Below are 19,429 nucleotides of genomic sequence, written 5' to 3'. Positions count from 1 at the left end.
ATCGATGGCAAGAATGTTATCGGATTAACTTTTCTTGAAATTATTATCCGGTAATATATGCGCACGGGATTGCGCCCACGCCTGACGGAGGCATCAGAATGCTCCACAACAGCCAGTCTGCATGCTTTAACTGGTGCCGTCAGGGCACCTGGATGTGCAGCAGGCACAAAGGCACGCTGGCACAGTCCAGTACTGGACCGGACAGACTACAGTCAGCGCCTGCTTTGACAGCAGACAGCCGGGTTTTATGGTCCTGTTGAAGTTGTTTATGTTTTTTTCCTGATCAAGGATTTTGGCTCAATTGCCTCTGTAATTCACATCAGGTATCGCTGTACTGGCATACAGGAAGTACTCACCTGCAGGCAGCTGCACCTTCAGCTGCGCGACTTGCGGCTGCCCCAGTGGCAGCAGCGGCTGTTTTGCGGATGTACTGACCTGGGCTGTTTTGCTTTTTAGAAATACTGAATGACAGGCAGTTAAGTTTCTGGCGGTTTTGGCATGACTACATTTAATCTGCAGTTGAAAGGCGATGAGGAGCATATCAGCGTCCTCCAGCTCACCGACTTACATCTGTTTGCCGAGGAAGCCGGGACCTTGCTGGGAGTGCGTACTGCTGATTCATTCAAGGCCGTACTTGAGGCTGTGGTCAATCAGTCACTGCACTTTGATATTGTGGTAGTAACAGGCGATATCAGTCAGGATTACTCAGTAAGCTCCTATCAGCGTTTTGCCCACGCCATTGCCATGCTGCAAAAACCGGTATTCTTTGTGCCGGGCAATCATGATGACGGTCCTTTGATGTACCGTATCCTTCACAACTTCGGCGTTCACACCGAACGCTCCCTGATTTGCAACAACTGGCAGTTCGTTTTCCTCAATTCTGAAGTCTACAGCGTTCCTCATGGCTGGGTAGAGCGCGATCAGCTCAACTACCTCAAAGCCTGCTGTGACAACCATCCTGAGCTCAATACAGCCGTACTGGTCCATCACCTGCCACGTCTGGTCAGGAGCAACTGGCTTGATACCCAGACCATGCATAATCAGGATGAGTTCAATAACTTCATAGCCGGTTTCCCAAATATCAAACTGGTACTCAGCGGGCATGTTCATCAGGAGTATGACCAGGTCCACGACGGTATTCGCTACATTGCTACCCCGTCAACCTCCATTCAGTTCGAGCCTTTATCCCACGATTTTGCCCTCGACATGCAGGGCCCGGGATGGCGCTACCTGCGCTTTGACCGCAACGGCGGCATCGACACCCAGGTCTTCCGTCTGCCATCTGGCCGCTTCATCCCTGACACAGGGGTAGGCGGTTACTAAAACCCATACCTCAATGACTTCAAGGGGCTCCCCGCCCTACATCTCCCACGCCATGCCTGCCCACGGGCACAGGCTTTGCCCTCCGGACGCCAGCCTGCACCGGCAGTCTGCACACGGCAGTCTGCACACGCCAGACTGCACCAGCAGCAAGTCCGCAGCTTATCAGCCCAGGGCCATTGCTGGCCGGGCACTCTTCCCTGTCCCCATCCTCTGCTCCGGCCCACTTGCCTGTCACCGTTCGTGCCTTTGCTCTTCAGGGATTTTCCCAGGCACAGGGCTGAGCTGTTTTCGCCTTTCATACCGTTCTTCAGATCTTGCGCATCAGTACAGTCAGGCCTGCACTGGCTCAGGGGCTTGCCTTGTGTCCTGTTCTGTTCTGTACTGTCAGCTCATGTCGCTGGCCAGGTAGCATGTTGCCCGGAGGCTTTGCCGATGGGCGGGCCGGGGCGTCCCTGTCATGGGAGGGCCGGGACTGCAGGGGGCTTTAATCATGGGGCTGATGGGTCTAAACTTGTTTTACGCCTGTCAGCGGCCTGCGAGCGCGGCTGCACTGTCTTTGCAGTGCGTTACTTGCTGTGCTGTGCTGTCCTGTTCTTTGCCAACGTTGCGGGCGGGCTTTGTTCACGGGAGTATTACTGATGCAGATTTTCTATATTCACGGCTTTTTGTCCGGCCCTAATGCCATGAAGGCTACCATGATACGCAACTATCTTAAGGAGCATGGCCGCGACGACCTGGTCTTTGAATCGCTGAGCTTTCCTGATACCCCACGTGAGGGCGTTGCGGCTATATTTGAGCACATTGATGCCTGGGTAAAGGAGCATGAGGGCCAGCCTTTTGCCGTGATAGGCAGCTCCCTGGGCGGCTTTTACTCCAGTCTGGTCGGAACCCGCTGGCCATGCCGTGCCGTGCTGCTCAATCCATGTGTCCACCCTCAGGATTATTTTGTAAAGCTTACTGGTCCTCAGTACAACGCCAATACTGACTGCCACTTCGAGCTTACCCCTGACATGCTGACCTTCCTCAAAGAGCAGGATGAGACCATTAAGGTTAATGTCCCATCAGTAAAGGTCTTTCTGGGCACAGCTGATGAAGTGCTCGAGTACCGCCGTGCCCTTGAGTTTTATCAGGGCTGCGATATCCGCATTGTCGAGGGAGCTGACCACGCTCTTACCGAGGGTTTTGAAGAGCTGATCCCTGAGATTCTCGGCTTTATCGAGGGCTGACAGCCATGCTGACCGTCAGGCTGGGCGCCTGACAGCCAGCCAGGCAGGCCTGCCTTGCAGGGACTTAGTCTGGCAGGGCGCTGCCGGGCAGGACACGGCCCTTTTTAAGCCTGGTTATGCCGGGATGTCGGGAGTGTTGTCCGGGATGGTGCAGGGGCGTGCCTGAGGGCGCGGCCGGAGGGCTGGCCGTCTGCGTGACGGCTCTGGTCTCTGGCCAATCGCGGGCCATCTAAGGAAAAGCTAAGCAATAGGCTTTTACAATTTAACTGACGGCAGCTGAGGTCAGTGTGCTGTCATCTGCCGGGCGCAGCGCTGTTTTGGGTGCTGGCGTACCGGACGGTCACAGAGCATTACCGGTCTTTGTGGCTGTATGCATGCAGGTCTGCTCAAAGTGCAGATCGAGGGACAAGGAGCAATGAAGTATGCGCATTTTACTGGTTGAAGATGATGAGATGATTGGTCAGTCCGTGGCTGATAACCTGGCAGATGCTGCTTATGCCGTAGACTGGGTGAAGAACGGACATGATGCGCTGGAGGCTCCTTTTGCCGCCGAGTATGACTGCTGTCTGCTTGATCTGGGCCTGCCTAAGGTGGACGGTATTCAGGTGCTTGAGTACTGGCGCAAAAACCAGCTCAAAAAGCCTGTCATTATCCTCACCGCCCGCGATGATACCGGTGACAAGGTGCTCGGTCTTGATAAGGGTGCTGATGACTATGTGGTCAAGCCTTTTGAGATGTCAGAGCTGCTGGCCCGTATCCGTGCCGTGACCCGCCGCCGTGAAAGTGCTGCTGCTGACGGATCCATTACTTATGGCGATCTGTGCCTCAATCCTGCCAACCATGAAGTACGTATTACCAAGGGACCAGGTCAGGAGAGTGTTGTAGTGCTTACCGGCCGTGAGTTTGCTCTGTTTGAAGCTCTGATGGCCCGTCCTGGCGCTGTTCTGTCCCGCGATGCCCTGGAGCACCGCATTTACGGCTGGGACGATGAAATCGATTCCAATGCCGTTGAATACATTATCTACACTCTGCGCCGCAAGATTGGCTCTGAGTACATCAAGAATATCCGTGGCGTAGGCTGGAAGGTTAACAAGGTTGACTCAGCTGCCGCCGCAGCCGCACCTCAGGGTGACAAGACTGAGGGCTCCTGGTAACAGGCTTTCAGTCCCCCTGACACAGTACTTCCACCTGGCACGGGCAATACCGGTGGCAGCCTGAAAATTTCCCGTCTATGGAGGAAGGTCACGTGCAGCTCAATCACAACGAAAGCTCTGAGCATCAGCGACAGAGCGATGCCGCTGCTGAGCGTCATTCAGGATCTGCTGGATCTGCAGCCCTGGCCGCAGCTGCCGATGCCCTTAGTGATGACGACTTTCAGCAGTACACCCAGGATCAGGGCAAGGCTCAAAGCGGCCAGGCCCAGGATGCTGCCAGCACCGGTGACTCTGAGTCACCTGAGGCTGCTTCAGCCGCGCCGGCCGTTCCTTTGGCCGCTGCACCAGCTGCCACAGCCCCAGCTGCCGCTGCGCCAGCTGCTGCTCCGGCAGGTGGCGCTGCAGCTGGTGGGGGCAGCGCCGCTGAGGGGGACAGCCGTCGCCGCTGGCGACTGATACGCAAACGCCGTCGTACCAACGACTTCATGCGCTCGCTGCAGTTTCGCATCATGGTGCTCTTTTCTCTGGTGGGTCTGGTTACCACTGCATGTATGGGCATTATGTCCTACATGAAGATTTACAAGACGGCTCAGGAATTCGTTGACGAGGAGCTCTCCCAGATTTCTCTGGTGGCCATCAACTACAAGATGATTATCCCGCGTCGCTGGGAGCCGCCACGTAATAATCACACCCGCATTTTCCGCGTGCAGAGCATCAATGGACGACTGGTGCTTACTTATGGTGTCAGTGAGTTTGGCGATGACAACGGCGGAGCCAACAGGACCGATGGCGCTCCTGCCGTAGCCCCAGATGCCGGCGGGCCGGATGCAGGTGCCCCAGCTCAGGGACCGGGACGCGGACCTGGTCGTGCTCAGGGCAGAGGCCGCATGATGGGCGATGATGTCCCACCGCTTACTCCGTCCATTTTTGATATTCACAAGTTTAAGTACGACATCATCATTGCGCCTCTGTTTGGCCGCCCAGGTGATGCCCTTTATATTCCTCATGGCGTAGCCGACGGCTTTTATACTCTGCTGGTGGCAGATCAGCGTGTGCGTGCCTTCGTGTCCACCAACACTACAGGTCAGCGCTTCCTGGTAGCCAGACCGCTGAGCTCCATTGACAGCATTACCCGTCAGGCCCTGATTACCTCTATCTGGCAGTTTATAGGCATTAATCTGCTGTTCATCCCGCTGCTGATGGTGTCGGTCAAGCTGATGTTTGTCACCCTCAATAAGATTGCCAAGTCACTGTACAAGCGCTCTGAGGATGACCTCAGCCCGGTTATTCCGGAAAACCATACCGGCTTTGTGCCCTCAGAGCTCGACAGCTTCATTCTGGCGCTCAATCGACTGTTCAGTAAGGTCGATGATGGCATTCAGTCCAAGCGGCGCTTTATTGCTGATGCCGCCCACGAAATGCGTACGCCGCTCACCGCGCTGTCGTTGCAGGCTGAGTCTCTGGAAAAAGAAGAGCTCTCTCCTGGCGCCCGTCTTAAGGTCCAGCGCCTTAAGGACGGCATTTCCCGCGAGCGTCAGCTCATGACCTCGCTGCTGACTCTGGCCCGCGAGCAGAACCGAACTGATCTGATGATGGAGACCATAGACATTTTTGATCTCTACACCAGACTGATTGATGAGCAGGAAGTGCTGGCTGACCGCAAGGGCATTGACCTTGGTGTCGAGGGTAATGTTCAGTTCAAGATGGTCTCTGACCGCATGCGTCTTATGCGTATCATGTCCAATCTGCTGTCCAATGCCATCAAATACACCCCTGACGGCGGCCGCATTGACCTGATGGCCCACAAATTTGATGATGGCCGTATTCAGCTGATTGTTCAGGACAATGGTCCGGGCATTCCTGAAGACCACTTAAAGCATATTCTTGAGCCTTTCTACCGCGTCTGCGGTGATCGCTCCGAAATTCAGGGCACCGGCCTGGGCCTTGCCATTGTTAAGGCCAGCTGTGACAGCATTAATGCCCGCCTTGAGTTTGCCAACTGTTCGCCTCATGGCCTTGTGGCAACTGTAACCCTTATGCCTGAGGCCCAGCCACACCCTGGCGACAAGTCAAACCGCCTCCTGTCCTGATACTTATCTACAGTCATTACGACAGGCTGACAGTATGCCTGCCAGCCATCCTGCCTGCCAGCCGGCCTGCGGCCTGCAGCGCTGCCCGCTTGCTGGCCTGCAACGCAGTCGAACGCCCGGCTTGCGGCCAGCCCGGCGGGCGGTGACCATGAGCCACTATGCTATGGGCTCATTCGTGCAGGGCAGCATGACCTGTCTTCTTATTGAGCTAATTTGCCTGAGCTGCCGCCGCATGGCGGTGTGAGCTGAACAGGCCAGCTGCCGCTCTGGCCGGCTGGAGTATTTTCTAAGTCAGCAGCCTTCGGGCAGCTGGCCTGATATTGGAGTTTACTGTGAGCACCAGAAAAGCAAAATCATCAGAGTCAGCTGCACCTGTGGCAACTGTCAGTGCCGATAACACTGGTGTTGCTCAGAATGGCGGCGGCCCAAAGATGCCGCGAACTCTGCTTACCAAAGGAAAGAGCTGCTGCTTCCTGTGCGTTTATAAAAACGTATGGGTAAAGGCCCACAAGGATAAGGACGGCAACGACGTTCCAGCCCGATCCATGCCGGCCAAGCGTACCAGCATAGGCAAGATATTAGAGCCCGACGGCATAGGAGAAGTCTTTCTTTATGATGACTTCCTTGAGGAATATCCCGAGCTCAGGCTCTACCGCGTCATGCGCGTGGGCAAGAGTCAGTTTGAGTTCATTCCCCGTGAGCCTGATCCTAAATTTGGAGATATGCCCAGCCTGCGTCCCAGGATGCCTAATACCCTTCTGGCCCGCTCTACCTACGGCTGGTATCTGTGCACCTACAAAAACAAGTGGACCCCTGCTCACACTGATGAAAACGGCAATTTAGTACCGGGGTCATCCCGTCCGATCAGACGTAACAGCATAGGCAAGATCAACTCGCCTGACGGCCTTGGTGAGGTCATTCTCTATCCTGAGTTCCTCAAACAGCATCCTGAGTTTATCGGCTATAAGGTCGTTCGTACCGGTAAGAACACCTTTGACGTTACTCCATATGAGGAGGAAGAGACCGGCGCTGTTTCTCTGCCAGAGACTGTTTTGACCAGGAGTAAGTGCGTCTGGCTGGTACAGACTCCGCTTACTGTCTGGCAGCCGTCCCATGTAAATGAAAAGGGCGCAAGGGTGGCCGGAGCTACTTACGAGGGTAAGCTAATCAGCATTGGCAGTATTTCAAGCAAGGATGGCACTGGTCCGGTAAAGCTCTATGAGCGCTTCCTGGCCCGTTTCCCAAAATACATGGGCTATGATGTCTACCGTGCAGCTGATGGCAAGTTCCATTTCCATATGTCCGAGAGCAAGCTCAAAGCCGATGAGCAGGCTGCCGCCCGTACTGAAAAGAACCGCCAGAACAGGAAAAAGGCAGCTCTCAAGGCAAGTAAGAAGCTCGAGACTGAGCGCGCAGCCAAAAAAGGATCGGAAAAGAAAGCTGATAAGGAAGCCAGCAAGGCAAACAAACAGGCGGCCAAACAGTAAGCCAGACAGTAAGCCAGACAGTAAGCCAAACAGTAAGCCAGACAGTAAGCCAAACAGTAAGCCAGACAGTAAGCCAGACAGTAAGCTCAGTGCATGACATGTTAATCAGGCTGTTACCGTGTTTGTCCTGCAGGAGGCCTGTATGAAAGAGTACTTAGATAAAATCTACGGTTACATTGCCAAGGCCAACATTGAGGCTGTTGCGGCAGCTGTAGCCGCAGGTGCAATGAAGGGAGCAAACGAAAACGATCCTCTGGATCCTGCTCCTGTATCATTCCGTTACCTTAATACAGCCCGTTGGCCATCAAAAAGTAGCAATAAGTCATCGGCAGAGGGCGCCATAGTCAGCAGAATTGACCGCGACAGCATCGGCTGCGGCAGCATCGACCGCTGCTGCAGCATCGACCGCAGCGTCAGGCGCAAAGGCAAAAAGTAAGGGCAGTCTTACTTAGGCTTAGATCTGAAGGCCGTGGTCTGATATCTGGCTGTCGACTCTGTGCAAAAAGCCCTGGTGTCAGACTTTGTGACATCAGGGCTTTTGTGCTTTCGCGACTTTGTGCTTTGGCTTTGCAGGCCGGACCATTGAAAAAGAGGATGCTCCATGGCCTTTTGGCCTGAGGGGCATCCTCTTTTTTCTGGACCGGGGGCTGCAGGCTGCGTCAGCAGGCTGTGGCGGCCAGGTGGTACGGGCAAGTGGTGTTTGAAGATTAATTGAGAGGTACTACTGCACGTACAGCTTCTTCAAAGGACTTTGCAGGAGGCTCGGTGCTGAGCTCGTGCTCCCAGGTAATGATACCGCCCATGTTCATGAGATGCTTGTAACCGGCGCGTGACATATTGTTCATGGCAATGCCGGAGCGGCGGCCGGAGCGGCAGTAAAGCAGCACTGGAGTGTCTTTTTCCTTGAGTACTTCCAGACCCTTGAATGAGGTGATATCGCCATGCGGAATGTTAAAGGCACCTGGAATGTGGCCATTTTTGTACTCATTTTCAGAACGTACATCAATTACTATGGCGGCATTCTTATCGATAAGGGCCGCAGCTATGGTCTGCTTGACGTTAACTGGGCTCTCAGAGAGCTTGAAATCCTTAACGTTATCAAGGAACTCATCACCGGCAATGGCGGTAAAAGCAGGGAACATTAAAGCAACTCCGATAACAAGGCCTGAAATAAGGCCACGTGCTTTCTTACTGACAAAAGTGTAAATCGACATGATCTCACCTGCTGAGTATTACTGTAGAAATTGTACTGAATTGATTCCTGCCACACATAAGTATGCATAGAACGCATGGCTGTACTGAACATTGTACTGAAATCCGCAGTAAGCGCTGCAGCGCGCATAGAATATATAAAAGAGAAAGCCTGAGCACGAAAGATAAAAAAAATTGTTAGCTCAGGCTTACTTTCAGTACATTTTCAGTTTACGCCACTTTGTCAGGTGATAACAGATAAATCAGATAAATATGCCCCAGACATGAAGTGCATACCCAAAAATAGATACGTAAAACCAGGATTTTGAGAGTATAAAATATCAGGTGATTTCACCCTCAATCCCATAGTTTAGCCGTTTGCGCAATCTTGCGATCTGACTGCAATTTTAATCAATTAAGGAACAGGCTGAAAAAACATAAATTGCGCATGAAGATCCAGAAATGTGCGCTCTCTTAAATTTACTTTGCAAAAATTGCCGTGAGTCAGGTGCTGTAAATACAGGCATAGCCGTCATTTATGACGGTAATTTCATAAGCAGAAGCAAAATTTGATAAAAGTTGCTGTAAGGATGAAGGGGCTTCAGGAGGAATGGTCTGGGGCAATGGTCTGCTACGCTGGCATAGGCCAGGGAACCTGAGCTGGATGTGTGGCAGGTGCCATGGGGATGGCACTGGATGTATGGCAGGGGCCTGTGAACATTAGATTGATGTATGGCAGGTGCCATGGGGATGGCACTGGATGTATGGCAGGGGCCTGTGAACATTAGATTGATGTATGGCAGGTGCCATGGAGATGGCACTGGATGTATGGCAGGGGCCTGTGAACTGTAGCTGTATGTATGGCAGGTGCCATGGAGCGGGCACTGGATATATGGCAGGGCGAAGGGACGATGTCTGGGCAGCACAGCTGCCGTGGCCGGCCGTCAGGCCACAGGCAGATGCGCGCTCAGTTCAGGCCTTTTTCATTGGCCTTGTTAATATCGGAGAAGCGGCTTGCTGACATGATGCGGTTTTCAATGCTCTCAAGGGTCAGACGCCCCGGGTTAGGAAGGTAGAGCATATTTATGTAAAGCAGCAGCAGTGAGGTGATAAATCCCACAGCCAGAAGTCCGCTCAGGCCGTAGTTATGAATAACAGGGGAGTACATCTGCATGCTGCCCAGCAGGCCTATGCCGTGGGCCATGAAGATGGAGGCAAGGCCAAATTCGCGGCCACGGACCGGCATGAGCTCAGGAGCAATGGCTGCAATAAAGACCATGAAGCTGCCCAGGCTGAAGAGCACGAAAATCATGATCGAAATAAACAGAATGAACTGCTGAATCGTGCCAGTCGGAAATAATGAGCTTACCAGGGCGGCACCAAGGGCGGCTAATGCGATAGCCGAGCTGTAGAGCACCACCAGTCGGCGCTTGTTGCGTTCAATAGACAGAGCATGCAGAAATACGCCTATAAATGCCATGAGGAAAGTGGTGTAGATAACCTGGTTGTTAACTGAAAAGTAGCAGGATTCATTATTGAGGCAGATCAGGTACAGCGACATATTGTCGATCAGCACATAAGGGATGACACTGACGCCTCCGACATTGAACAGAAAGGCAGCTATGCACATGTAGCTGAGGAGCCTGCGGTAGACGGTATTTTGCAGGAAGAACTCAAAACCTCGGGACTCACCACGGCAGCACTCATTGATTTCGGCAAGCTCACGTGCAGCGGCACCCATGTCATGACGCAGCTTGAAAAGCACAGACAGAGCGGCATCGGTAGAGCCGGTCAGAGCAAGATAGCGTGGCGATTCACTGAGCTTTACTATGGCTATGGACACCAGAATGATATTAGTGATGAACAGGCCGATGAATACCAGGAAAGGGTGATCAGTGACCTCAGCTGAGGCAATGAAAGAGAAAAAGCCGCCCGCCATGACGCCTACAGGTGTCATCATCAGTCCCATGCCGCGATTGACCGGGAGCATGATTTCGCAGTTGTACAGCGAGGCTGAGACCAGATAGAGGCCCAGGGAGAATCCTATGACCAGCTCTGAGCACAGCAAAATGGAGAAATTGGGAGCTACCAGTGAGGCAAAGATAGCAAGTGAGCCTACGGTGATGGCAGAGATAATGGAGAGCTTGCGTCCTGAGCCATAGTTGACGTACCCGGCAATGAATACACCAAAGATAAAGCCCAGGATATAGGTTCCGGAGATGATATCAGCCTTGCTGTCGGCAATCAGGAAAAAGTCTGAGACTATTTCATGGTTGATAAATACAGAGCCAAGGTCGAAGCCAAAGATCATACCCATGGCCGCAACAAGGGCAACATGGGGCAGAGGCCACAGGGCTATGTCCTTAATCGAGCTGGAATATAAAGGCAAGGGCACTCTCCTGGAAAAGGCTGACAGACCGGATAAAGCATGCCACTGCCGGGCAGGCAGCTGGCGCAGGCGGAGCCAGGGGCAGCGACTGGCGCTGCTGCAGCAGCGCAGCGCAACTGCCGGGGCAGGTACTGAGAACAGGATTTCTGTAAAGTCATGGACCGCAGCAGGCTCAACAGACAGTGCTGCCTGGCCATGCAATGGCCGGGTCCGGTAAAGTCTGAGCACACAGCACGCTTGTGTGCCTGCAAAGCTTATCCGCTCATTCTAAATCAAAGAGCCCGAAAAATCCCGCCCTGGCGCCCCGACACTGTGCACTTGTGCCCGGCGTCGGCTGCACTGCAGCTGTGGTAGCAGGGCTGGAGGCACAGGATGGGCTGGACTGGGTTGCATGGACTGGTCCCCCGCAGAGCTGTACGGGCAGGTCTGCCTGATGAGCTGTACGTGCAGGTCCGGCCTTTTAGCTGTGCGGGCAGGTCGGCCTGATGAGCTGTGCGGGCAGGTCCGGCCTTTTAGCTGTACGTGCTGGTCGGACCTCTGAGCGGACGTGGACGCGACGGTGGGGAAAAACTGTGTCCGGCGCGGCGGCGGCGGTTTGGAGCATTAATATTTTTGCTATTATTGCTAAGATAAATTCAGCACATCTGACAGGTCCTTGCGGGGCCGGTTTTATGGTCAGGTGATGCTGCGTTGCTTAGGCACAGCTGGTGCCATTATGGACAAGTTGAGGTAAAGGCGGATGGATTTTATCAAGATCCCCGAGTTCAACGGTCGTGTAACCGTTGTTGGCGATGTCATGCTGGATCGTTACTGGTATGGCTCTTCAAGTCGTATTTCCCCGGAAGCTCCGGTTCCTGTGGTCAATGTCGACCGTTATGAGAACCGTGCCGGTGGCGCCGCCAACGTAGCCTTAAACCTCTCAGCCTTTGGTATCAGCTGCGACATCGTGGGCATTATCGGCAAGGATGAGTCTGGCGAGTCCTTAAAGCAGCTGCTGGCCGAAAAGAATATTGATGTGCGCTTTATTGAAAGCGAAGATCTGCCAACTATTACCAAACTGCGTATTCTCAGCCGCCATCAGCAGCTGCTGCGCGTTGATTTTGAAAAGGGCTATGAAAAGGTCGATCAGGGCAGCATCATGGCCGCTTTACGCAAGTGCATGCGCGATACCCGCGTGGTTATCTGCTCAGACTATGGCAAGGGTGCCCTGTCCTCAGTACAGACCATGATTCAGGACTGCCGCCGCAAGAACATCATTGTGCTGGTAGATCCAAAGGGCACTGATTTCTCCCGTTACCGTGGCGCTACTCTGCTTACCCCTAACATGTCCGAGTTTGAGGCTGTAGTCGGCAAGGTTACTGACAATGAAGACCTCGAGCGCAAAGCCCTCAACCTCATCAAGGAGCATCAGCTCGATGCCCTGCTGGTAACACGCTCAGAGGACGGCATGTCCCTGATTGTTCCGGGTAAGGCTCCGCTGCATATCCCAACCTGTGCCCGTGAAGTTTATGACGTTACCGGTGCCGGTGATACCGTAATTGCTACCCTGGCTGCCTGCCTTGCCAGCGGCTGCGACCTGCCAGAGGCCTGTGCTGTGGCTAACCGTGCTGCCGGAATTGTAGTGGGCAAGCTGGGTACCTCAACCGTAACCCCGCGCGAGCTTCATGAGGATGTCTACGGTGCCGGTGAGGATGCCTGCAAGCACTGTGGCGTGCTTACTGAAGATGAGCTTGTTGAGGAAGTTGCTTTCTTAAAACAGAAAGGAAAGCGTGTGGTCATGACCAATGGCTGCTTTGACATTCTGCACAAAGGCCATGTGGACTATCTGCAGAAGGCACGTGCTCTTGGTGATGCCCTTATTGTTGCCGTAAATTCCGATGAGTCCGTTCAGGCTCTCAAAGGCCCGACCCGTCCAATTGTGCCCCTTGAAAACCGTATGGACGTGCTGGCTGCCCTGAGCTGTGTGGACATGGTTGTTCCTTTCAGTGAACAGACCCCGCAGCGCCTGATTGGCCGCGTGCTCCCTGATATCCTGGTCAAGGGCGGTGACTACAAGGTCGAGCAGATTGCAGGTCACAAGGAAGTACTGGCCAATGGCGGCTCAGTGAAGATCCTCAACTTCGTTGATAACTGCTCCACCACAGGCATAGTCAACAAGATTAAGGCCCAGTAAGCCTCGCTGCCAGCCGCCCGGCTGCCTGCATGGCCAGCTGGCCATGCTGGGCAGCTGGAGCGCAGGCCGATGCGTGCGGCCCGTGATGCCAGCGCGGACTGCGCTGTCCGCCCAATGAAAAAGGCCTGATCCTCATTGAGGGTCAGGCCTTTTTCGCTGTCCGGGGACTGGCCATTGGCCAGAGCGCCAGGACACCACTGGTGGTCCATGGGCAGATGCTCAGGGACCCTGGAAGAAATTAATTGTTGGTGGAGTGGCTTACTGATGGCATGGAGGTAGCCTTGCGCTGCAGACCACGGTTTATTGCTTCAATGTCAGCAACGGTCAGCTTGCCTTCGACATAGAGCAGCTGCAGACGGGACATGACGTAGTTGAAGCGGGCAGCTGAGAGGCTCTGCTTGGCAGAGTAGAGCTGCTGGGTGGCATTGAGCACGTCAGAAATGGTACGGGTACCTACCTCGTAACCTGCCTGGGTGGCCTCAAGAGCACTCTGGGCAGACTTTTCAGTCTGGGAGTAGGCGTTTACTGAGGAAATGGCGGCCTGAACGTTGTTGTAATTGTTATTGGCGTTGGACACCATGGTACGGTGAGCCAGTTCCAGAGCCTCGGAAGCGGCTACATAGTTGTGCTCTGCCTGGGTTACCTGGGAGCTTACAGCACCGCCTGAGAAAATAGGCATGCTCAGGTTAACTCCTACTGCAGCCTGAGTGCTGGTGCCTTCCTGGGCGCTCATGGTATCTGCAGAATAGCTGCTGTTAGATACGCCGTAGGAACCTGTGAGGTTAATGGTAGGCTCGTGACCGGTCTGAGCCAGAACAATCTGATCCTTGGCAATGTCACGGCTGATGATGCTGGCCTGCAGGCTCAGATTGTTCTCTTCGGCATTAGCCACAATCTGAGAGATGGTGCGGTCAACACCAAAAGGAGTGAAGCGGGCGGCATCAAGGGCATTGAGGGAAGTGACCTGACGGCCGATGAGCTTGCGGATTTCCTCATAGGAGTTGATGAGGATGTTCTCAGCCTGAATTACCTGGGCAGAGGCAAGGTCGTAGGCCGCCTGGGCTTCGAGCTGGTCAGTCTCAGCGATCAGACCTACCTGGAAACGACGGGTGGCCTCATCAAGCTGACGCTTGAGGGCAGTCTGATTGGCTTTGGCAAAGGTTACGGAGTCAACGGCATTAAGCACGGAGAAGTAAGCCTGAGAGACGCGCAGAATCAGCTGCTGCATGGCATCGTTGTACATCAGCTCCTGCTGAGCGGCAGTCTTGGTAGCGATGTCACGGTTAACCCATGAGCTGTGACGCCACAGAGCCTGAGACAGATCAACGCTGCCCTTGGTGGTGCGGCTGTTATAGGAGCTGCCGTTACCTACAGGATCAATACGGGAACCGGTAATGCTGCCAGTTACATTGATCTGAGGAAGCAGAGCTGCAGTAGCTTCGTCAATGGCAGATACTGCACGGTCACGATTGGCTTTGGCCTGCAGAACGACAGGATCTCTCTGATAAGCCTCGTTATAAATCTCGAGCAGGTCTTCGGCCTGTACTGAAGTAATACCGGTACCCAGCAGACCGGCAACGGCCATTGCCAGCATTCCAACTTTAAAACGCATTTGCAACCTCAATCTCAGGGGGCAGCCTGACGGGCTCAGGGCATAAACAGTCACATGTGAGCACTGTATTGCCGGCCATTACAGGCGTGGAAAAAGAAACTTTGGCAGGGAAAACCCGTAGCGGGGGCTGTATTGAACAAACTGCAGGGGCAGGGGGCCCAGTCAGAAAAAACAGCCTGCGCATCCTTATCCCAGGAGCGCTCAGGCCGGTGCCGTTGTGCACCTGTTAACGAAGCTGCGCTTTGATATCTGCGCCATTAATACTGCGCCTTTAACCCGGGGCGCATAATCCCTTACTTCGTCCTGTAAGACTGTTGTGCAATGATGTCAGCTCTTCCCTGATACTTTCCTGTCAGTCTGTGCTGCCTGATGCCTTTGCATGCTCATACCAGTGAATGCTCATGCATGGGCATGCTTACGCCCTGGCACAGCCACCTGCGCTGACAGAGTAAAAACTGATTGCTCCATTATGCAGTCATAAGGTTATATTTTCCTTAGATCAGCACAAATTAAGTGACCTGCACCAGATGTGAACGTCACCTGCAGGTATGGCCAGCTGAAAGAAAAGAGCCATAACGCCAGGGAGAATTACAGTTTTCGTGACCCTCAATTGTAAACTATTTTACGTACATTCATGTATGTATGTTAAAGAAAAATGTGTGAAAGTTTCGAAAAAAGTATTCACAAAACAGCCTGTATATCGCATTTAACTTACATATTGGGGTTAATCGCCTGTTTGTCTAAACCTCTCCGGGCACTGTGCACAGCATAATCACATGCAAATAGAACAATGACAAGCCTGCCCATCGCAAGGCATGCTGCCAGGACCAGAGCGTGACAGCCACGCAGCAGGGCAGCTACAGCACAGCAGCTGCAGCGCAGCAGCTGCTGCATGGACAGCCTCTGTTCACAGGGCAACAGCCCAGCAGCATGTCATGCATCATGGTCGGCAGCAGTGGCTGCAGCATTTGCTGCAGCACAGGCCAGCGCTTACCTGGAGGGCAATGTGATTATGGACAGGCGCATGGACAGCACAAAACTGGTGGCAGAGCTGGTAGCAGAGCTGGTGGCAGAGCTGGTGCGAGCTCCAGGCTGGGCCTGGTCTGGTATGGGGATTTAGATGAAAGGTAATTGGCGTTGAAGAGAGTGGCCTGATGTCGAGGCAGGCTTCAGATCAGCTGGCAGGGGGCTGACGAAAGTGGGGCTGTTTTGGAGTTTTGATGTGGGGAGAAATAGCCTGTGAATCGGCCTGGACTGATGTTTGATAGATACAACATCTGGGCATAAAAAAAGACCTGTTAAGGTCTGTCTTTGTATCATGTATGGTGGAGCTAAACGGGATCGAACCGTTGACCTCTTGCATGCCATGCAAGCGCTCTCCCAACTGAGCTATAACCCCACATGATAGTAGATGGTGGAGGTATACGGGATCGAACCGTAGACCCTCTGCTTGCAAAGCAGATGCTCTCCCAACTGAGCTATACCCCCTAGGGCTTACCAGATCGCATTAAGTAATGGTGGAGCTAAACGGGATCGAACCGTTGACCTCTTGCATGCCATGCAAGCGCTCTCCCAACTGAGCTATAACCCCACTTTATGGTGGAGGTATACGGGATCGAACCGTAGACCCTCTGCTTGCAAAGCAGATGCTCTCCCAACTGAGCTATACCCCCAATCTGGTTATTGTTTTCTTTCTGGTGGAGCTAAACGGGATCGAACCGTTGACCTCTTGCATGCCATGCAAGCGCTCTCCCAACTGAGCTATAACCCCACGTCGTCAGAAAACGAAGCTCATTATACATTCACTTTTTGGCCTGTCAACAACTTTTTAAAAAAATTTTAACCTCAACTTTGCACAGGTCTGCAGGCCCGTATTTATAAGCCCTGGTGCTTTAGAGGCTGAGTTCTGTGCAGGGCAGCTGCATTATTTTCCTGCCATGCAGTGAGAGCTGCCCAGCCTTTCCCGTCCGGTACGCTGCATGCCTGCATTTGCCTGGCTGTGAGCAGGGGCTGGCCGTTTGCTTCGGCATGGCTGTACGCTTTGGCATGGCCGTACGCTTCGGCATGGCTGTATGCTTTGGCATGGTGGAGTGGTGATGGCTGCAGTGGGGCTGATACCATGGGCAGGGTTGCAAAGAGGCTGCATTTTTGAGGAGCGGGCTTAGCTTGCAGAAAATAGTGTGCTAATCTTGCATGCGCCTGAGGGGCCCAACCCACAGCTGGCATCGTATCCGTGAGCGATGTTTAAGCGCACAGTGCGCAGCACTGCCGCACTGCGCACTGCTGCACAGCCGCACTGCGGTACGCTGGCGGCAGTAGCGTGAGGGACGGGCGCTGGCATTGGTTCTGATCTCACTTAAGGGAAAGACAGGTTTTATGGCTAAAGCTGATAAAGCAAATACTCCTCCTGTATACGATGGTTCATCCATTGAGGTTCTTGAGGGCCTTGAGCCGGTACGTCGCCGTCCTGGCATGTATACCGATACCACCAGCCCTAACCATCTGGCCATGGAGGTTATCGACAACTCGGTGGACGAAGCCCTTGCAGGCTATGCCAACTATATTGATGTAGTGCTGCACGAGGACAATTCCCTTGAGGTTATTGATAACGGCCGTGGCATGCCTGTAGACATGCATCCTACCGAAAAGGTACCGGCTGTAGAGCTTATCTTTGGCCGTCTGCATGCCGGTGGCAAGTTCAGCAAGGACAGTTACGGATTCTCCGGCGGTCTGCACGGTGTGGGTGTCAGCGTGGTTAATGCCCTGTCTACCCGTCTTGAGGCCCGTATTCAGCGCAATGGCATCATCTATTCCATTGCCTATGAAAATGGCAACAAGGCCGAAGACCTCAAGGAAGCAGGTACCTGCAAGAAAAGCAGCACCGGCACTTCAATTCGCTTCTGGCCTGATGCCTCCTACTTTGACAGCGGTAATTTCAACTTCAAGGCCCTGATGCATCTGCTCAAGGCCAAGGCCGTGCTCTGTCCTGGTCTTACTGTTCACTTCCTTAATGTCAAAACAGGTGAGGAATTTACCTGGGTTCATGAGGGATCAGTAGGTGCCTATCTGTTAAACCAGTGCTCCGGCCGTGAAATTCTGCCAGCCACCGGTTATTCCGAGAGCATCAAGGGCGATGACTTTGAAATTGCCTTTGCTGTTGCCTGGGAGACCGAGGGTGTCGAGCGCGTACGCGAGTCCTTTGTAAACCTCATTCCTACAGCTGAGGGCGGCACACACGTTAACGGCTTCCGTATCGGCCTGCTGGCCGCCATGCGTGAGTTCTGTGACCTGCACAATCTGCTGCCACGTAATCTCAAACTCGTGCCTGATGACATCTGGGCGGGCTGCTCTTTTGTACTGTCTGTAAAGATAAGGGATCCTCAGTTTGCAGGTCAGACCAAGGAAAAGCTCTCCTCACGTGAGTGTGCTCCGCTGGTGGAAAGTGCGGTTAAGGACCGTTTCTCCCTGTATCTGAATGCCAACGTTGAAGATGCCCGTGCCATTGCCAACCTCATTATCGCAGCAGCCAGGGAGCGTGACTCCTCTGCCCGCGTTATTGAGCGTAAGAAGGCTGTGCGCGGCCCTCAGTTACCGGGCAAGCTGGTGGACTGTACCTCAACTGATCCATCCCGCTCCGAGCTCTTTATTGTAGAGGGTGACTCTGCAGGCGGATCGGCCCGTCAGGCCCGTGATGCCTCCTGTCAGGCTATTTTGCCGCTGCGCGGTAAGATTCTTAACACCTGGGAGGTGTCAGCCAATACTGCCCTGGCCTCTGAGGAAATCAGGGCTATTTCCGTGGCCATTGGCCTTGACCCGGACAGCTCTGATCTCAAGGGACTGCGCTATGACAAGATCTGTATTCTTGCTGACGCAGACTCTGACGGTCTGCACATCGGTACTCTGCTGTGTGCCCTTTTTGCCCGTCACTTCACCCGTCTGGTCAAGGAAGGTCACGTATATGTAGCCTGTCCTCCTCTGTACCGTATCGACAGTGGCAAGGACAAGGAATATGCCCTTGATGATGCTGAACTTGAGGTCAAGAAAAAGCAGCTTATCAAGCGCGGTGCCAAGCCTGAGAACATCAAGATTCAGCGCTTTAAGGGTCTTGGTGAGATGAATCCTGAGCAGCTGCGTGAAACCACTCTGGCTCCTCAGTCACGCCGTCTGATGCAGCTTACTCTCGACGATGAAGTTCAGGACAATACCTTTGCTCTCTTTGACATGCTGCTGTCCAAAAAGCGTGCAGCTGACCGTCGTGTCTGGCTTGAGGAGAACGGCGACAAGGCCGAGCTCATGGACTGATAAGTCCCGGAGAGTCCGCGCAGCCGCTGTCCCTGGGCAGGCCGGGAATGTCATTGCGCTTATGTCACGCCATGCGTGCCGCAGCGTGTCCAGCCATGCGTGCCGCAGTGTGTCACGCCATGCATGTCGCAGTGTGTCCAGCCAGGCCTGCATTGGCTGACCGGGCCAGCAAGGCCGCCATCGTATGGTCTGCTGGGCCAGCTTTGGCATGGCCATGAGCAGGCATGAGAAGGCCGGGAATTGCCAGGCCTGGCGGGGATAAAATGAAGTGGGGGCAGTCTGTCTTACAGGCAGACTGCCCTCACTGTTTTTGTATGCATGGCGCACACAATGAGCAATTTCCGCTGTTTTGCCGTTAAAATAGCCCCGTGGGGCATTAAAATGTGCTCCATAATTGCAAGAGCTTTTGTACAGGTCGGTATGGATGCGGGCTGGCTTTTACGCCAGCCAGCTTTGAGTCATGGTGACCTGTGAGTGCTCAT

The 19,429-nt window shown here is 53.7% G+C and carries 11 protein-coding genes and 5 tRNA genes; 8 read left to right on the top strand and 8 right to left on the bottom strand.

Translation table 11 applies throughout. From position 1 onward, the window contains the following. Window positions 1-498 precede the first annotated feature (498 nt). The 6 genes from cpdA (at window position 499) to MXE41_RS08410 (ending at window position 7,716) form a co-directional block, all read left to right on the top strand. Window positions 499-1,323 (top strand): 3',5'-cyclic-AMP phosphodiesterase, encoded by an 825-nt coding sequence (gene cpdA, locus MXE41_RS08435; RefSeq protein WP_247100178.1) that lies wholly within the window; start codon window positions 499-501, stop codon window positions 1,321-1,323. 638 nt (window positions 1,324-1,961) lie between these two features. Continuing rightward, entirely contained in the window at window positions 1,962-2,549 is a 588-nt protein-coding gene (locus tag MXE41_RS08430) for a YqiA/YcfP family alpha/beta fold hydrolase (RefSeq protein ID WP_247100177.1), read from the top strand. A 422-nt stretch (window positions 2,550-2,971) separates the two neighbouring features. Beyond that, window positions 2,972-3,703, top strand: a complete 732-nt coding sequence (locus MXE41_RS08425; RefSeq protein WP_247073782.1) for a response regulator transcription factor — start codon at window positions 2,972-2,974, stop codon at window positions 3,701-3,703. A 77-nt stretch (window positions 3,704-3,780) separates the two neighbouring features. Continuing rightward, complete coding sequence (locus MXE41_RS08420) at window positions 3,781-5,793, top strand: HAMP domain-containing sensor histidine kinase (protein WP_247100176.1); 2,013 nt, start codon at window positions 3,781-3,783, stop codon at window positions 5,791-5,793. 332 nt (window positions 5,794-6,125) lie between these two features. Next, window positions 6,126-7,280: a hypothetical protein gene (locus tag MXE41_RS08415; RefSeq protein ID WP_247100175.1), complete on the top strand. Its 1,155-nt coding sequence runs from the start codon at window positions 6,126-6,128 to the stop codon at window positions 7,278-7,280. 142 nt (window positions 7,281-7,422) lie between these two features. Beyond that, entirely contained in the window at window positions 7,423-7,716 is a 294-nt protein-coding gene (locus tag MXE41_RS08410) for a hypothetical protein (protein WP_247100174.1), read from the top strand. Between the two features lie 271 nt (window positions 7,717-7,987). Here the strand turns inward: MXE41_RS08410 and MXE41_RS08405 are convergent, their stop codons facing one another. Next, window positions 7,988-8,494, bottom strand: a complete 507-nt coding sequence (locus tag MXE41_RS08405; protein WP_247100173.1) for a rhodanese-like domain-containing protein — start codon at window positions 8,492-8,494, stop codon at window positions 7,988-7,990. A gap of 944 nt (window positions 8,495-9,438) precedes the next feature. After that, the gene (locus MXE41_RS08400) at window positions 9,439-10,860 is read right to left on the bottom strand and encodes an MFS transporter (RefSeq protein WP_247100172.1); all 1,422 of its coding nucleotides are present in this window, start codon (window positions 10,858-10,860) and stop codon (window positions 9,439-9,441) included. 739 nt (window positions 10,861-11,599) lie between these two features. On the opposite strand from MXE41_RS08400, the gene hldE reads away from it, so the two are divergent. Beyond that, window positions 11,600-13,033, top strand: coding sequence for a bifunctional D-glycero-beta-D-manno-heptose-7-phosphate kinase/D-glycero-beta-D-manno-heptose 1-phosphate adenylyltransferase HldE (gene hldE, locus MXE41_RS08395; protein WP_247100171.1), 1,434 nt, complete (start codon window positions 11,600-11,602; stop codon window positions 13,031-13,033). Between the two features lie 238 nt (window positions 13,034-13,271). Here hldE and MXE41_RS08390 read toward each other — a convergent pair whose 3' ends face one another. The 6 genes from MXE41_RS08390 to MXE41_RS08365 all read right to left on the bottom strand — a co-directional run bounded on the left by MXE41_RS08390 (window position 13,272) and on the right by MXE41_RS08365 (window position 16,416). Then, window positions 13,272-14,645, bottom strand: coding sequence for a TolC family outer membrane protein (locus tag MXE41_RS08390; RefSeq protein WP_247100170.1), 1,374 nt, complete (start codon window positions 14,643-14,645; stop codon window positions 13,272-13,274). Between the two features lie 1,323 nt (window positions 14,646-15,968). Next, window positions 15,969-16,044: transfer RNA gene (locus MXE41_RS08385), tRNA-Ala, on the bottom strand. 13 nt (window positions 16,045-16,057) lie between these two features. Next, a tRNA-Ala gene (locus MXE41_RS08380) sits at window positions 16,058-16,133 on the bottom strand. A 27-nt stretch (window positions 16,134-16,160) separates the two neighbouring features. Further along, window positions 16,161-16,236: transfer RNA gene (locus MXE41_RS08375), tRNA-Ala, on the bottom strand. A gap of 6 nt (window positions 16,237-16,242) precedes the next feature. Continuing rightward, window positions 16,243-16,318: transfer RNA gene (locus MXE41_RS08370), tRNA-Ala, on the bottom strand. Between the two features lie 22 nt (window positions 16,319-16,340). After that, window positions 16,341-16,416: transfer RNA gene (locus tag MXE41_RS08365), tRNA-Ala, on the bottom strand. Window positions 16,417-17,021: 605 nt separating this feature from the next. Between MXE41_RS08365 and parE the strand changes: the two genes are divergently transcribed. Next, entirely contained in the window at window positions 17,022-18,947 is a 1,926-nt protein-coding gene (parE, locus tag MXE41_RS08360; RefSeq protein ID WP_247100169.1) for a DNA topoisomerase IV subunit B, read from the top strand. The last annotated feature ends 482 nt before the right edge of the window (window positions 18,948-19,429 follow it).

Source organism: Anaerobiospirillum sp. NML120449, assembly GCF_023051105.1.
In the GTDB taxonomy this organism is placed as follows: domain Bacteria; phylum Pseudomonadota; class Gammaproteobacteria; order Enterobacterales; family Succinivibrionaceae; genus Anaerobiospirillum.
Note: the sequence above shows the minus strand (reverse complement) of the source record. Positions and strands in the feature narration are given on the sequence as shown.

Excerpts from the sequence above, each read along its gene's own strand:
- cpdA (WP_247100178.1), top strand. The coding sequence starts at position 499 with ATGACTACATTTAATCTGCAGTTGAAAGGCGATGAGGAGCATATCAGC.
- MXE41_RS08430 (WP_247100177.1), top strand. The coding sequence starts at position 1,962 with ATGCAGATTTTCTATATTCACGGCTTTTTGTCCGGCCCTAATGCCATG.
- MXE41_RS08425 (WP_247073782.1), top strand. The coding sequence starts at position 2,972 with ATGCGCATTTTACTGGTTGAAGATGATGAGATGATTGGTCAGTCCGTG.
- MXE41_RS08420 (WP_247100176.1), top strand. The coding sequence starts at position 3,781 with ATGGAGGAAGGTCACGTGCAGCTCAATCACAACGAAAGCTCTGAGCAT.
- MXE41_RS08410 (WP_247100174.1), top strand. The coding sequence starts at position 7,423 with ATGAAAGAGTACTTAGATAAAATCTACGGTTACATTGCCAAGGCCAAC.
- MXE41_RS08405 (WP_247100173.1), bottom strand. The coding sequence starts at position 8,494 with ATGTCGATTTACACTTTTGTCAGTAAGAAAGCACGTGGCCTTATTTCA.
- hldE (WP_247100171.1), top strand. The coding sequence starts at position 11,600 with ATGGATTTTATCAAGATCCCCGAGTTCAACGGTCGTGTAACCGTTGTT.
- MXE41_RS08390 (WP_247100170.1), bottom strand. The coding sequence starts at position 14,645 with ATGCGTTTTAAAGTTGGAATGCTGGCAATGGCCGTTGCCGGTCTGCTG.
- parE (WP_247100169.1), top strand. The coding sequence starts at position 17,022 with ATGGCTAAAGCTGATAAAGCAAATACTCCTCCTGTATACGATGGTTCA.